Below are 14,510 nucleotides of genomic sequence, written 5' to 3'. Positions count from 1 at the left end.
TGGATGCGGCCGCCACCGAGCGGCCGGAGGGACGGGCATGCCAGAGATCATCACCACCATCGCCGAGCTGCGGGCCCGTGTCGGGCAGGCCCGGGTTGCGGCCCGGCAGGACGGCTCCTCCGACGCCCCGGTCGGGCGCGTCGTCCTCGTGCCGACGATGGGTGCACTGCACGAGGGCCATCTGAGACTCGTGTCGAGCGCACGTGACCTCGGCGGATTCGTCGTGGTCTCGATCTTCGTCAACCCGCTGCAGTTCGGCCCGGGGGAGGACCTGGACCGGTACCCGCGCACGCTGGACGCCGACGTGGCGGCCCTGGAGGGGTTCGCCGACGTGGTCTTCGCCCCGACCGCCGCCGAGATGTACCCGTACGGCGCTTCGGAGACGCGGGTGACGGCGGGGGAGTCCGGGACGCTCTTCGAGGGCGCGTCGCGTCCCGGCCACTTCGACGGCGTGCTCACCGTCGTGAGCAAGCTCTTCCACATCGTGCAGCCGGACGTGGCCGTCTTCGGTCAGAAGGACGCTCAGCAGGTGCACGTGATCGGCCGGATGGTGGACGACCTGAACCTGCCCGTGTCGATCGTCGCTGTGGACACCGTCCGGGAGGAGGACGGCCTGGCGCTGTCCAGCCGCAACCGCTACCTCGGTACGGACGACCGGCTCGCGGCCGTCACGCTGTCGCGCGCACTGCGCGCTGCGGCGGAGGACGCTGCGGGCGGTGTCGCCGCTGCGCTGAAGGCGGCGCAGGCGCGCATCGACGCCGACCCTGCGGTTAAGCTTGACTATCTGGCGATCGTCGACCCGGAGACCTTCCGTGAGACGCCGCCCGACCACCACGGTCCGGCCCTGATGCTGATCGCCGCACGGGTCGGAACGACTCGGCTGATCGACAATCAGCGCCTCGCCGTGTGACCTGAGCGACCACACGACGCCACCTCGAACGGAAAGACACCGATGACCGACGCGCAGACCACCGCGGCCGACTCCGGCACCGACCAGCTCGGCACCAGCCAGCTGGGCGACGGCCAGCTCGGCGAGGACGAGATCAGCGAGCAGAAGGCGGTCCGGCTGAGCAAGCGCGACCGGCTGCTGGCCGAGTCGACCGACGCCGGTGGCGGGGCGTACCCGGTGCAGGTTCCGGTCACCACGACGATCCCCGCGGTGCGGGCGAAGTGGAATGAGCTGCAGCCCGACGAGGGCTCCGGCGAGATCGTCGGCATCGCCGGCCGGGTCGTGCACCTCCGGAACACCGGCAAGCTCTGTTTCGCGGTCCTCCAGGCCGGGGACGGTTCGCGCATCCAGGTCATGGTGTCGCTGGCGGCTGTCGGCGAGGAGTCGCTGGTCGCCTGGAAGGAGCTCGTCGACCTCGGCGACCACGTGTTCGTCTCCGGCGAGGTTGTCTCCAGTCGCCGCGGCGAGCTGTCGGTCATGGCGCAGGAGTGGCGCATCGCAGCGAAGGCTCTGCTCCCGCTGCCGAACCTCCACAACGAGCTGAGCGAGGAGACCCGGGTCCGCGCCCGCTACCTCGACCTGATCGCCCGCGAGCAGGCCCGCAAGACGGTCATCGATCGCGCGAAGGCGGTGGCCAGTCTGCGCCGCACCTTCGCCGAGCGCGACTTCGTCGAGGTCGAGACGCCGATGCTGCAGGTCATCCACGGCGGGGCCTCGGCGCGGCCGTTCGTGACCCACTCGAACGCGTTCGACACGGAGCTGTACCTCCGCATCGCGCCGGAGCTCTACCTGAAGCGCGCCGTCGTCGGCGGAATCGACCGCGTGTTCGAGATCAACCGCAACTTCCGGAACGAGGGCGCCGACTCGACGCACTCGCCGGAGTTCGCGATGCTCGAGGCCTACCAGGCGTATGGCGACTACAACTCGATCGCCGACCTCACCCAGAAGCTCATCCAGGATGCCGCGGTCGCGATCTCCGGATCGCGCGTCGTCACGTGGGCCGACGGCACGGAGTACGACCTCGGCGGCGACTGGGATCGCATCCGCATGTACGACAGCCTGTCGGAGGCGATCGGGGAGGAGATCACCCCGGCGACCCCGATCGAGCGGCTGCGTGCGCTCGCCGCAGACGCGGGCATCGAGATCGAGCACCCGCTGGCGGGCAAGTACGTCGAGGAGCTGTGGGAGCACTACGTCAAGACCGACCTCGTGCGTCCGACCTTCGTCATGGACTTCCCTGTCGACACCAGCCCGCTCGTCCGAGCGCACCGCTCGCGCGAGGGCGTCGTCGAGAAGTGGGACCTGTACACGCGCGGCTTCGAGCTCGCCACCGGCTACTCCGAGCTGGTCGACCCGGTCGTCCAGCGCGAACGCTTCGTCGAGCAGGCGAAGCTCGCCGCCGCTGGGGACAATGAGGCGATGCGCCTCGACGAGGAGTTCCTGCGGGCCCTCGAGTTCGGCATGCCGCCGACCGGCGGCATGGGCATGGGCATCGACCGGCTGCTCATGGCGCTGACCGGGCTCGGGATCCGCGAGACGATCCTGTTCCCGCTGGTCAAGTAGCGTGCGCCGCCTCCCAGGGGAGCGGGTTAGCATGGTGGCGATATGAACGACGTCATCAGCGGTATCGTCTGGGCTCTCGCTCCGACCGTCCTGGTCGGGCTGCTCTTCTGGGCGATCATGCGCGCGATCGTGCGTGCCGATCGCAACGAGCGCAAGGCGTACACCCGTATGGAGGCCGAGGAGCGGGCTCGGCGCGGACTCGCACCCAAGTCTTGACCCGGCCTTCTGGCCTGCGCCACGGTAGCTCTCCGCTACGGTAGCTCTGGGGACGCCGCAGCGTCCCTCTGCGATCACCGGAGGGACGTGTAGATGGAGACGGGGTTCTGGGTCTCGTTCTCCATCGTGCTCGCTCTGCTCGTCGACTTCGTCATCCGTGTGCTCGCCATCATCATCGTTCCGCGGAACCGGAAGCCGACGTCGGCCACCGCCTGGCTGCTCGCGATCTTCCTCATCCCGTACATCGGCATCCTCTTCTTCTTGCTCATCGGCAGCTACAAGCTCCCGAAGCGGCGTCGGCGGAAGCAGGAGGAGATCAACCGGTTCATCATCGACAGCACCGAGGGCATCGAGCGCGTCCGCCGCGATCACCCCTGGCCGCCCTGGCTCGAGGGTGTCGTCGAGCTGAACCGGAAGCTCGGCGCCATGCCGCTCGTGGGCGGCAACCGTGCGACCTTGAACGGCGACTACCAGGGTTCGCTCACCTCGATGGCCGATGAGATCCGCAAGGCCCACCGCTACGTGCACGTCGAGTTTTACATTTTGACCCTCGACAAGACGACCGCACCGTTCTTCGACGCGCTCGAGGACGCCGTGAAGCGCGGAGTCACGGTCCGAGTGCTGCTGGATCACATCGCGTCGCTGCGCACTCCCGACTACAGGCGAACCATCAAACGGCTGACGGCCATGGGTGCGAAATGGCAGCTGATGCTGCCGATCCAGCCGTTCCGCGGCCGCTATCAGCGGCCGGACCTGCGCAATCACCGCAAGCTCCTCATCGTGGACGGGCGTGCGGCCTTCATGGGGTCGCAGAACGTGATCGACCGCAGCTACAACAAGAGGTCGAACATTCGTCGCGGCCTGAAGTGGAAGGAACTGATCGTTCGTCTGGAAGGCCCCATCGTCGCCGGTCTGAACGCAATCTTCATCACGGACTGGTACAGCGAGACGGACGAGCTGCTCCGCCGGGAGACCGAGCCGATCACGGACGAGATCGAGGAGAACGAGCTCGATGCTCAGGTCGTCCCTTCGGGACCCGGGTTCGCCGGCGAGAACAACCTCCGGCTCTTCCTCGCCCTGCTCTATTACGCGCAGGAGCGCATCGTCATCACGTCCCCGTACTTCGTTCCCGACGAGTCGATGCTCATGGCCATCACGTCCGCCGTCCAGCGCGGTATCGAGGTCGAGCTCTTCGTCTCGGAGATCGGCGACCAGGCGCTCGTGTATCACGCGCAGCGGTCGTACTACGAGGCGTTGTTGCGAGCCGGCGTGCGCATCTGGATGTACAAGGCTCCGTACATCCTTCATGCGAAGCATTTCACCATCGACGACGACGTGGCCGTGATCGGTTCGAGCAACATGGATATGCGCTCCTTCCAGCTGAACATGGAGGTCTCGCTCATGGTCCGAGGCCGCTCCTTCGTCGAGGAGATGCGCAGGGTGGAGGCCGGCTATCGGCGTGACAGCCGCGAGCTCACTCTCGCGGAGTGGATGAAGCAGCCGTTGCGCGGCACCGTGCTGGACAACCTGGCGCGCCTCACCTCGGCGTTGCAGTAACCGCCCCTCAGGCGGGTTGCAGCTCGCTGAGCCGCCGGACCTCGCACCACGGCTCGGCGGCTGAGGCGAGTCGATCGTCTGCCGTGACGAGTGGAAGCTCCATGAGCCTCGCCAGCGCCACGTACATGGCGTCGTACGCACTCAGGTTGTCGCGCCATCGCCAGGCCTCAGGCCAGAGCGGCTCGTGCTCCACCCGCATGATCTGCAGGCGGTAGTAATCGAGGATCACACGCTCGCACGCGTTCTCGTAGTCGGGATGGAGCCGCGCGAGACGGCGCATCGCGCTGAGGAACTCGGGATCGACCAGGTGCGGCGCGATCAGGAGGCAATCGGCCAGCTCGGCGTTCTGCTGCACCGCCTCGGCGCCGCCGTCGACCAGGAGGGCGACCAGTGCACTGCAGTCCATCACCGCGGCGATCATCGGCTGTTCCGGTCTTCGCGGATGCCGCGCACGATCTCTTCGGTGCGGACCGGTAGACGGGGCAGGACGGGCGCGCCCTCCAGCTGAGCCTGCGACCGTTCGTTGTGCTCGGCCGTCAGATCACGCCAGCGCTCTTCGATGCGCAGCTTCTCGGCGATGCGCGTCAGTTCACGCCGGAGGTACTCCGAATAGGACAGCCCCTTGGCTGCCGCTGCACCCTTCAGGCGCTCATTGACGGCCGGATCCAGGTCTCTAACTTGCACGGTGACTCCCATACGTCGAGGGTAGATGGTCGTGCATGCAGATACAAGGTATCTGCATGCATCTCTCGCCTATTCTCGCGGCGGGGGGACGATGCGTCAGGATCGTTCGGAATCTGTGGAGAACCGGCGGAGAAGCGGCGCTGTGGACGGATAGGCGTCAGCCGCGCGGCCGCAGCCGTACCGTGGGCAGTTCAGGTGCCGGGAGCGGCGCGCCGCCGTACCCGTCCACGGAGCCGAAGCGGCCGAAGGGATCGCCGCCGGCGATCACCTCGCCCTGCCACGCGGCGCGGAACGCGATCACCTCGTCGTGGCTGCGCCCGATGAAGTTCCACCACATGACGATCTGCTCTCCCAACGGCTCGCCGCCGAGCAGGACCAGCCGGGCATCGGATGCCGCCTCGATGACGACGCTCGCCCTCCCCGTGTCGAGGTAGGCGAGGTGCGACACCGGGACACCCGCCCCGGCGACCGTTACAGAACCCGTGTCCACCAGGATCCCGTGCTCGAATGCCGGATCGACCGGCACCTCGATGCTCGCTCCCGCCGGGACGAGGAGCTCGGCTCCGACGAGCGGCGAGAACACGGTCGCCTCCGTGCCGCTTCCCGCTAGCGACCCGACGAAGGTCTTCACCGTCGCAGCGCCGATCCGGCCGGCGACGGGAGTGTGGTGCTCGAAGAACGGGGCGATGTCCCGCGACTCCGACGGCAGCGCCACCCAGAGCTGCACGCCGTGCAGGCGGGAGGTACGGCCTGTCGACACCTCCGAGTGACTGATCCCGCGACCCGCCGTCATCAGGTTGAGTTCGCCCGGTCGGACCAGAGCGTGGCTGCCGACGCTGTCGCGGTGGTCGATCTCCCCTTCGAAGAGCCAGCTGACCGTCTGCAGGCCCGTGTGCGGATGCGGCGGGACGCGCATCCCGCCGCTCTCCGACACGTCGTCCGGTCCGTAGTGGTCGATGAAGCACCAGCCGCCGATGAGCGAGCGGCGGCGCTGCGGGAGGGTGCGCCGCACGGTCATCGCCCGCGGTCCGCCGAGCGGTACGTCCCGCGGCTCCAGGATCTCGACATCCGCGTCCGCGAGCGCCGTGGAGCCGGCCACCAGTTCGACCGGGTCGCGCTCCAGGTTGCTCATAGCGGCATCCTAAGCGGCGGCGCGCCTTCCCGCGCCCCGGCAGATCCCACGCAGGTGCGCTTCCTACAATGGTCTCGTGCCCCAGACCGCCGCCCGCCCCGTCGCCGTCCTCGCCGCGCTGGCGATCGTCGCGGGCCTCGCAGGATGCAGCGCATCCCCCGGTAAGCCGGTCGAGGACTACGCCGGTGAACCGAAGGGCGTCCCGGCACCCGCCAGCAGCGCAGGAGGGGCTTCCTGGGCGGCGTGGCTGGAGGACGGCAGCCAGTTCGCCATCGTCCTCTACGGCAGCTCCTCATGCCCGCCGAAGGTGCAGAACGTCTCGCTCACCAAGGACGACACCATCACGGCGACGCTCGCGCCGGCCCCCGGGGGCATCTGCACGCGCGACTACGTCCCCCACACCACGGTCTTCACCACCCCCGAGAAGCTGAGCACGACCTCCGAAGTGAAGGTCGTCCTGCCCGACGCGACGCTCACGCTGCCTGCCGGCCGGGGCTGATCGGGCGCAATCCGCCCGGTCCCGCCACGACGCGTCACGCCGACGGCGAACAGGGCCACGCAGGCGGGGAAGCGGTGGTTACTCTCTTTGTATCGACGCCGAACCTGCAACGGTGTCGCCGAGGAGTAGACATGTTCGAGAGATTCACCGACCGCGCCCGCCGTGTCGTCGTCCTGGCCCAGGAAGAGGCCAAGATGCTCAACCACAACTACATCGGGACGGAGCACATCCTGCTCGGCCTGATCCACGAGGGCGAGGGCGTCGCTGCCAAAGCGCTCGAGTCGCTCGGCATCTCGCTCGACGCCGTGCGCGAGCAGGTGCAGGACATCATCGGCCAGGGCCAGCAGCAGCCGACCGGCCACATCCCCTTCACGCCGCGCGCCAAGAAGGTCCTGGAGCTCAGCCTCCGCGAGGCCCTTCAGCTCGGCCACAACTACATCGGCACCGAGCACATCCTGCTCGGCCTCATCCGCGAGGGCGAGGGCGTCGCCGCCCAGGTGCTCGTGAAGCTGGGCGCCGACCTCAACCGCGTGCGCCAGCAGGTCATCCAGCTCCTGTCCGGCTACCAGGGCAAGGAGCAGGTCCAGGTCGGCGGCAACGATCAGACCACCGCGCAGGCCGGTAGCCAGATCCTCGACCAGTTCGGCCGCAACCTCACCCAGGCCGCGCGCGACAACAAGCTCGACCCGGTCATCGGGCGCGAGAAGGAGATCGAGCGCGTGATGCAGATCCTGTCGCGCCGCTCCAAGAACAACCCTGTTCTGATCGGTGAGCCCGGCGTCGGCAAGACCGCCGTCGTCGAGGGCCTCGCCCAGGCGATCGTCCGCGGCGACGTGCCGGAGACGCTGAAGGACAAGCAGCTCTACACGCTCGACCTCGGCTCCCTCATCGCCGGTTCCCGTTACCGCGGAGACTTCGAGGAGCGCCTGAAGAAGGTCACCAAGGAGATCCGCACCCGCGGCGACATCATCACCTTCATCGACGAGATCCACACCCTGGTGGGTGCGGGCGCTGCCGAGGGCGCGATCGACGCGGCCAGCATCCTGAAGCCGCTGCTCGCCCGCGGTGAGCTGCAGACCATCGGTGCGACCACGCTCGACGAGTACCGCAAGCACTTCGAGAAGGATGCCGCCCTCGAGCGCCGGTTCCAGCCCATCCAGGTGGCCGAGCCGTCGCTGCCCCACGCGATCAACATCCTCAAGGGGCTGCGCGACCGCTACGAGGCGCACCACAAGGTGTCCATCACCGACGGTGCGATCGTCGCGGCTGCGAACCTGGCCGACCGCTACATCCAGGACCGCTTCTTGCCGGACAAGGCCATCGACCTGATCGACGAGGCCGGCGCCCGCCTGCGCCTGTCGATCCTCTCTGCCCCGCCGGAGCTGCGCGAGTTCGACGACAAGATCGCCGCCGTCCGCTCCCAGAAGGAGGCCGCGATCGAGGACCAGGACTTCGAGAAGGCCGCCTCCCTGCGCGACGAGGAGAAGAACCTCCTCGGCGAGCGGCTGCGGCTCGAGAAGCAGTGGCGTTCCGGCGAGGTGAAGACCACCGCGGAGGTCGACGAGGGCCTCATCGCCGAGGTGCTGGCCCAGGCGACCGGCATCCCGGTGTTCAAGCTCACCGAGGAGGAGTCGGCTCGACTCGTCTACATGGAGCAGGCGCTGCACCAGCGGGTCATCGGTCAGGAGGAGGCCATCTCGGCCCTCTCTAAGACCATCCGCCGCACCCGCGCCGGCCTGAAGGACCCGAAGCGTCCCTCCGGCTCGTTCATCTTCGCCGGCCCCACCGGTGTCGGTAAGACCGAGCTGGCCAAGGCGCTCGCCGAGTTCCTGTTCGACGACGAGTCGGCGATGATCTCGCTCGACATGTCGGAGTACGGAGAGAAGCACACCGTCTCGCGGCTGTTCGGCGCCCCTCCCGGGTTCGTCGGCTTCGAGGAGGGCGGCCAGTTGACCGAGAAGGTCCGCCGCAAGCCGTTCAGCGTCGTGCTCTTCGATGAGATCGAGAAGGCGCACCCGGACATCTTCAACTCGCTGCTCCAGATCCTGGAGGAGGGACGCCTGACGGATGGCCAGGGTCGCGTGGTCGACTTCAAGAACACGGTGATCATCATGACCACCAACCTCGGGACGAAGGACATCTCCGGCGGCCCCGTCGGGTTCGTGATCGAAGGCGACCCGCAGACCGGGTACGACCGGATGCGCGGCAAGGTGTACGAGGAGCTGAAGAAGAACTTCAAGCCCGAGTTCCTGAACCGCGTCGACGAGATCATCGTCTTCCCGCAGCTGGACAAGAGCGAGCTCCTGCAGATCGTCGACCTGTTCATCAAGCGCCTGTCGACCCGCCTGCTCGACCGAGACATGACCATCGAGCTGGCCGTCCCGGCGAAGGAGCGGCTGATCGAGGTCGGGTTCGACCCGACGCTCGGCGCCCGCCCGCTCCGCCGCGCGGTGCAGCACGAGATCGAGGACCGGCTGAGCGAGAAGATCCTGCACGGCGAGCTGAACGCGGGCGACCACGTCCACGTCGACTTCGCCGACGGCGACTTCGTGTTCACGACGACCGCCCGCAAGGAGCCGATCGGCGCCGGCATCAACTCGGCAGCCGCCATCGGCACCGGTCCGGCGACGCCGGACCTGGCGGCGAACGACTGACGCTCTATCCTGATCAGCGCGAGAGGGCCGGCTCCTTCGGGGGCCGGCCCTCTCGGCGTCCGCGCATGTCCACCCGGACAGGACGACCTCCGCGCACTCGGTAGGGTTGTTGCGTGGGCGAGAACGAACAAGGGTTCACCATCCGGCGGGCGCGTACCGGAGACGTGCAGCGCATCCAGGAGCTGGTGGAGCCGCTCGTGCAGCGACGCATCCTCCTCGGCAAAGAGACGGTGACCTTCTACGAGGCGGTCCAGGAGTTCCGCGTCGCGGAGGATCCCGACGGTCACCTGATCGGCTGCGGTGCACTGCACGTCATGTGGAGCGACCTTGCGGAGGTCCGCACGCTGGCCGTCGCCGACGAGTGGCTGGGCAAGGGCGTCGGCCGTGCGCTGCTGAACCGGCTGGAGTCGGATGCCCGCGAGCTCGGGCTCAGCCGGCTGTTCTGCCTGACGTTCGAGGTCGGTTTCTTCGCCCGCAACGGCTTCGTCGACATGGGTGCGGAGACCGTCGACCCGCAACTGTATGCCGAGCTCGTGCGCTCGCACGACGAGGGTGTGGCAGAGTTCCTCGACCTCGCCCGGGTGAAGCCGAACACTCTGGGCAACACCCGCATGCTGAAGCGTCTCTGAGCGCTGCGGGATGGGCGGGCGCGCCTGCCGCTCGCATCCCGGCCCGCTGGCTATAGTGCGGGCATGTCGACGTTCAAGAACCCGGTCGGCCCCCAGTCGAGCAGCGTCTACTGGCGCCGCCGGCTCATCGTCCTCCTTGGCGTGATCGCGGTCGTCGTCGTCATCGTCCTCATCGTGGTCCGCCCCGGCGCGTCGAGCGGTGAGCCGAAGAAGCAGCCCGTGCCGGGCAGCAGTTCCAGCGCGACGCCGGCTGCCGCTACGAGCATCCCGACCAGCAGTGCATCCGCCTCCGGTCAGCCGTGCAAGCCCGCCGACGTGAAGGTGGAGGCCGTCACCGACAAGGGGGAGTACGCCGCGGGCGAGCTGCCGCAACTCTCGGTCGCTCTGACGAACACGGGCTCGGCGGCGTGCACGATCGATGCGGGGACGGCCCAGCAGCTGTTCACGATCACCAGCGGCTCGGAGGTCTACTGGAAGTCGACCGACTGCCAGGCCGACAAAGTGGATGCCGAGGTGCTGCTGCAGCCCGGCAAGACGATCTCGTCGCAGACGCCGATCACCTGGGATCGCACGCGGTCGGACCCGTCGACCTGTCAGGCCAAGCGGGAGCAGGTTCCCGCCGCGGGCGCGTCGTACCACCTGGAGACGAGCGTCTCGGGGATCAAGAGCTCGGAGACCAAGCAGTTCATCCTGCAGTGACGTCGTCGTCTCGGGGCCCATCCCCGAGGCCGCCGTGCGCCCCCGATTCGTGACGAATGTGGCGAATTTGTCGGCGAGAACGCCGATTCGTCACGAATCTGACGTCCCCGCGGTCTCGGCGAAGACGCCGATTCGTCACGAATGTGAGGATTGCCTCGGCGAGAACGCCGATTCGTCACGAATGTGTTGTCGGTGAGGAGGCGCCGCGGGTGTAGGTGGCGAAGATCTCGCGCACCTCGACGCCGGAGCCGTAGCGGGTCGCCGGGTTCTGGCGGGCGAGTGCCAGGGCGGCGTCGAGGTCTGCGGCCTCGATGATGCCGACGCCCGCGATGATCTCTTTGCTCTCGGTGTAGGGGCCATCGGTGACGCCGCTTCCGCGCACGGCCTTCGCGGTGTCGCCGGGCCAGAGGGCGTAGGAGGCCGTGAGCGCTCCGCTTTCGATGAGCTCGGCGGAGTGCTGGTCGTGTTCCGCCGGTTCGGCGGGGTCGTGGTCGATCGTGGCGTCGGAGTAGATGAGGATGGCGTACTGCGGCATAGCGGTTCCTTCCGGTTCTGGGTGACGTCAGCCGGGTGTCACCCGATCGGCGTCACCCTGGTGTCGTCACCTAGGCGTCGTTCGGCATGACCGCTTTTCGACGTTCCGGTCAGAAGGCGGCGTCGAGTTCCCGCTCCCGGTCGGTGGCGCCCGCCGTGAACGCCAGGCGGAGAGCCTCCCGGATGGAGGCGCTCCGGTCGTCCACCCGCGTGGCGAACCCCAGCCGGGCCGCCTCCGCCGTCCGCTGCTTTCCGCTGACCACCGGCCGGATCTCGCCGGCGAGGCTGATCTCACCGAAGGCGGCGAGGGTGTGGGGGATGGCACGGTCGGTCGCCGCGGAGGCGATCGCCAGCGCGATCGCCAGATCGGCGCCCGGTTCGGTGAGGCGCACACCGCCGACCGTGGAGACGTAGACGTCTTTGTCGCCGAGCCGGATGCCCGCCCGGCGCTCGAGCACGGCCAGGAGCATCGCGACGCGGGAGGAGTCGACCCCGTTGGTCACGCGCCGCGGGTTGGGGGCGGTCGTCGCGACGACGAGGGCCTGCACCTCCACCGGCAGCGGGCGTCGACCCTCCATCGCGACGGTGACGCACGTCCCGGAGACGGGGGTGGTGTTGCGGCTGAGGAACAGCCCGCTCGGGTCCGGCACCTCGGCGATGCCGTCGCCGGCCATCTCGAAGCAGCCGACCTCGTCGGTCGGGCCGAACCGGTTCTTCAGGGCGCGGATGAACCGCAGGGCCGTCTGGCGGTCGCCTTCGAACTGGCACACCACGTCGACCAGGTGCTCGAGCAGGCGGGGACCGGCGATGGAACCGTCTTTGGTGACGTGACCGACGATGAGGATCGGGAGGTCACGCTCCTTGGCCACACGGATGAGCGTGCTGGCGACCTCCCGCACCTGGCTGGGACCCCCGGCGATCCCCTCGGTCGCTCCATTGGACACGGTCTGGACCGAGTCGACGATCACGAGGGACGGCTGGACGGCATCGATCTGCGCGACGATGGTGCCGAGGTCTGTTTCGGAGGCCAGGTAGAGCTCGTCGTGGACGGCCCCGGTGCGCTCGGCGCGCATCCTGACCTGGCTCACCGACTCCTCGGCGCTCACGTAGAGGACGCGGTTGCGGGTGCGCGCTGCACGGGAGGCGACCTCGAGCAGCAACGTCGACTTGCCGACGCCCGGCTCCCCGCTGAGCAGGATCGCCGCACCCGGCACGATTCCGCCGCCGAGGACGCGGTCGAACTCGCCGATGCCGCTGGGGCGCCGCGGCGTGCCGTCCGCCTCGATGGACGTGATGGCCCGGGCCTCCCGGCCGGCGGCGATCGTCACCGGCTTGAGTGCACGCAGCACCCCTGTGGCCTGTGGTGCTTCGGCGACGGTTCCCCACGCCTCGCAGTCCGGGCACCGGCCCACCCACTTGGCGGTGGACCAGCCGCATTCGGAGCAGCGGTAGTTGACGGACGCCTTGGGCACGGCACCTCCTCGATCGGGCTCAACACTACGGGGAGCCACCGTCATCGGCGGGAGGATCGCGGCGGCTGGTGGACATCCCGCCGAGCAGGGAGGATGTGAGCACTTCTGCGTGTCGGTCCCCGAGTGCACAATGGGCCGCATGGCTGACCGCACCTTCACTCTCCGTTCCGGCCGTGTCGTCGGAGTCTCCGGTTTCGGTGATCCCGACGCGGAGCGCCTCGTGGTGTTCTGCCATGCGGCGCCAGGCTCGTCGGTGTTCGACCCCGATCCGGACGCGTCCGCAGAGAGGAACGCGCACATCATCGCGATCGACCGTCCCGGCTACGGTTCGAGCGACCCGTGGCCGCTGGGGAGCTGGCCGAGCATTGTGCAGGCCGCGGACGACATCGCCGAGTACCTGCGGTCCGTCGTGGTGGCGGAATCGGTCATCGGCGTCACCCGCCCGCGCACGGTCGGCGTGGCCGGATGGACGGCAGGCGGCCGCATCGCGCTCGCCGTCGCCGCACGGCATCCACAGCTCGTCGACCGTGTCGCGATCATCGGAACGCCCGCTCCGAACGAGGCCGTCCCGTGGATCGACCCCCAGCTGCAGGCGCTGTCCCATCAGCTCAGCGCCATGGCTCCGGGCGAGGCACTGAGCCGGCTGAGCGCCATGCTGCAGCCGCAGGCCGACGCCGTCGCGGCTGCGTCGGAGCCGGGCGATGTCCCCCTCGACCTGCTCGGAATCGGCGCCGTCGACCAGCAGGCGCTGTCACGCCCGGGGGTCCGCGATCGGTTGGGGCGCATGCTGAAGGAGGCGTTCCGCCAGGGCACAGGAGGGGTCGCCGGCGACATCCTCAGCTACACCGCCCGGCCGTGGGGGTTCGAGCTCGCCGACGTCGCGGCCAAGACGCTGGTGGTCGTCGGGCAGGCCGATCCGCTCGCCGGGCACGCCCACGGCGCCTGGTACCAGAAGGCGCTCCCCGATGCGCGCCTCGAAGCCATCCCGGGCGTCGGCCACCTGGCGGTCGTGCCCGCCTGGGAGCGTGTGCTGGCGCATTTGGCGCCTGCCGGGGTCACGCACTGAGGGCTTCGGCCGCCGCATCCTCTCCCTGTCGCGGGTACAGCTCGCGAGCGCGTGCCGTGACCGCGGGGAGGAACGCGGACGCCCACACCCGGTAGCCGTGGTCGTTGGGGTGGAAGAGGTCTTCGGCGAACTGCGTGAACGCGCCGCGCAGCCCCTGCCGCCGCATAGTGGAGTGGAGGGGCGCGACCGTGAGACCGCGAGCTGCGGCCTCCTCGCGCAGGATCTGGTTGCCCTCGGCCACCAGCCGTTCGTTCCAGGGCAGGTAGAAGTAGGGGAGGTCGGCCACGATCGCGTGGTCCGGAACCGCGGCCAGGACCGCCCGGATGCCGTCCCGGAACCTCACCGGGTCGAAGGACGCGATGTCGTTCGCTCCGATCGAGACGGTCACGATGTCGGGTTGCAGGGTGGCGAAGCGCGGCAGCTGGTCGGCCACCGCGAGGGCGACGGTCGCGCCCGACACCGACAGGTTCTCGACCCGGACCGACCGGCCCGTCACCGCTCGGAGGTGATCGGCGATCACGCCGACGTAGCTGTTCTTCGGCGCTGAGGCCCCGATGCCCTGGGCGGCGCTGTCGCCGATCGCCACGTACAGCAGCTCGCCGGGGTCTTTGGCCGCATCCCGCCACCATTTGGAGTGCACCGGGAGCATCTCGTTGAGCCGCACCCGCCCCTCGGCGACGGACGACTTCTTCGCCTGAACGCTCCGCCAGCCGCCCACCGCGAGTGCCCCCGTGAGGAGGCCGGCGGCGGCGAGGAGGATGCGCCCGACTGCTCTCATGGACGGAACAGTACCCCGGACGGCCGACCCCGGCACCGCCTCCGCTCGATTGGAGACGCCCGCCCGAATCGCGTACGA

General features: G+C 68.8%; 15 protein-coding genes. 9 read left to right on the top strand and 6 right to left on the bottom strand.

Annotation, left to right across the window (positions count from 1 at the left end; translation table 11 throughout):
* Window positions 1-37 precede the first annotated feature (37 nt).
* From panC to cls, 4 genes are all read left to right on the top strand, one after another.
* Window positions 38-910, top strand: a complete 873-nt coding sequence (gene panC / locus SB754_RS13205; RefSeq protein WP_410782762.1) for a pantoate--beta-alanine ligase — start codon at window positions 38-40, stop codon at window positions 908-910.
* Window positions 911-952: 42 nt separating this feature from the next.
* The gene (gene lysS, locus SB754_RS13200) at window positions 953-2,512 is read left to right on the top strand and encodes a lysine--tRNA ligase (RefSeq protein ID WP_410782761.1); all 1,560 of its coding nucleotides are present in this window, start codon (window positions 953-955) and stop codon (window positions 2,510-2,512) included.
* Between the two features lie 42 nt (window positions 2,513-2,554).
* Window positions 2,555-2,728 carry a hypothetical protein gene (locus tag SB754_RS13195; protein WP_410782760.1) on the top strand — a complete coding sequence of 58 codons (174 nt, stop codon included), beginning with the start codon at window positions 2,555-2,557 and terminating at the stop codon, window positions 2,726-2,728.
* Window positions 2,729-2,821: 93 nt separating this feature from the next.
* The gene (gene cls, locus SB754_RS13190) at window positions 2,822-4,285 is read left to right on the top strand and encodes a cardiolipin synthase (RefSeq protein ID WP_410782759.1); all 1,464 of its coding nucleotides are present in this window, start codon (window positions 2,822-2,824) and stop codon (window positions 4,283-4,285) included.
* 7 nt (window positions 4,286-4,292) lie between these two features.
* Here cls and SB754_RS13185 read toward each other — a convergent pair whose 3' ends face one another.
* The 3 genes from SB754_RS13185 to SB754_RS13175 form a co-directional block, all read right to left on the bottom strand.
* Window positions 4,293-4,706 carry a type II toxin-antitoxin system VapC family toxin gene (locus SB754_RS13185; protein ID WP_410782758.1) on the bottom strand — a complete coding sequence of 138 codons (414 nt, stop codon included), beginning with the start codon at window positions 4,704-4,706 and terminating at the stop codon, window positions 4,293-4,295.
* Complete coding sequence (locus SB754_RS13180) at window positions 4,703-4,981, bottom strand: hypothetical protein (RefSeq protein WP_410782757.1); 279 nt, start codon at window positions 4,979-4,981, stop codon at window positions 4,703-4,705. Before SB754_RS13180 ends, SB754_RS13185 begins: the two co-directional genes overlap by 4 nt.
* A gap of 145 nt (window positions 4,982-5,126) precedes the next feature.
* Complete coding sequence (locus tag SB754_RS13175; RefSeq protein ID WP_410782756.1) at window positions 5,127-6,101, bottom strand: pirin family protein; 975 nt, start codon at window positions 6,099-6,101, stop codon at window positions 5,127-5,129.
* Window positions 6,102-6,177: 76 nt separating this feature from the next.
* On the opposite strand from SB754_RS13175, the gene SB754_RS13170 reads away from it, so the two are divergent.
* The 4 genes from SB754_RS13170 to SB754_RS13155 all read left to right on the top strand — a co-directional run bounded on the left by SB754_RS13170 (window position 6,178) and on the right by SB754_RS13155 (window position 10,582).
* Entirely contained in the window at window positions 6,178-6,600 is a 423-nt protein-coding gene (locus SB754_RS13170) for a hypothetical protein (protein WP_410782755.1), read from the top strand.
* 131 nt (window positions 6,601-6,731) lie between these two features.
* Complete coding sequence (locus tag SB754_RS13165) at window positions 6,732-9,254, top strand: ATP-dependent Clp protease ATP-binding subunit (protein WP_410782754.1); 2,523 nt, start codon at window positions 6,732-6,734, stop codon at window positions 9,252-9,254.
* Between the two features lie 113 nt (window positions 9,255-9,367).
* A complete protein-coding gene (locus SB754_RS13160) occupies window positions 9,368-9,883 on the top strand; it encodes an amino-acid N-acetyltransferase (RefSeq protein ID WP_410782753.1) in 516 nt (171 codons plus the stop codon).
* A 63-nt stretch (window positions 9,884-9,946) separates the two neighbouring features.
* A complete protein-coding gene (locus SB754_RS13155) occupies window positions 9,947-10,582 on the top strand; it encodes a hypothetical protein (protein ID WP_410782752.1) in 636 nt (211 codons plus the stop codon).
* 175 nt (window positions 10,583-10,757) lie between these two features.
* Here SB754_RS13155 and SB754_RS13150 read toward each other — a convergent pair whose 3' ends face one another.
* Together SB754_RS13150 and radA are read right to left on the bottom strand one after the other, a co-directional pair.
* The gene (locus SB754_RS13150) at window positions 10,758-11,117 is read right to left on the bottom strand and encodes a YciI family protein (protein ID WP_410782751.1); all 360 of its coding nucleotides are present in this window, start codon (window positions 11,115-11,117) and stop codon (window positions 10,758-10,760) included.
* 109 nt (window positions 11,118-11,226) lie between these two features.
* The gene (radA, locus tag SB754_RS13145) at window positions 11,227-12,588 is read right to left on the bottom strand and encodes a DNA repair protein RadA (RefSeq protein WP_410782750.1); all 1,362 of its coding nucleotides are present in this window, start codon (window positions 12,586-12,588) and stop codon (window positions 11,227-11,229) included.
* A 139-nt stretch (window positions 12,589-12,727) separates the two neighbouring features.
* Between radA and SB754_RS13140 the strand changes: the two genes are divergently transcribed.
* Window positions 12,728-13,654 carry an alpha/beta fold hydrolase gene (locus tag SB754_RS13140; RefSeq protein WP_410782749.1) on the top strand — a complete coding sequence of 309 codons (927 nt, stop codon included), beginning with the start codon at window positions 12,728-12,730 and terminating at the stop codon, window positions 13,652-13,654.
* Here SB754_RS13140 and SB754_RS13135 read toward each other — a convergent pair.
* The gene (locus SB754_RS13135; protein ID WP_410782748.1) at window positions 13,644-14,432 is read right to left on the bottom strand and encodes an SGNH/GDSL hydrolase family protein; all 789 of its coding nucleotides are present in this window, start codon (window positions 14,430-14,432) and stop codon (window positions 13,644-13,646) included. The two genes, SB754_RS13140 and SB754_RS13135, sit on opposite strands and share 11 nt — an antisense overlap.
* Between the last annotated feature and the right edge of the window lie 78 nt (window positions 14,433-14,510).

The sequence above is a fragment of the Leifsonia sp. SIMBA_070 genome (assembly GCF_046534635.1).
Taxonomy (GTDB): Bacteria; Actinomycetota; Actinomycetes; order Actinomycetales; family Microbacteriaceae; genus Leifsonia.
The sequence above is the reverse complement of the archived record's forward strand: the minus strand, read 5'-3'. Positions and strand labels throughout refer to the sequence as shown.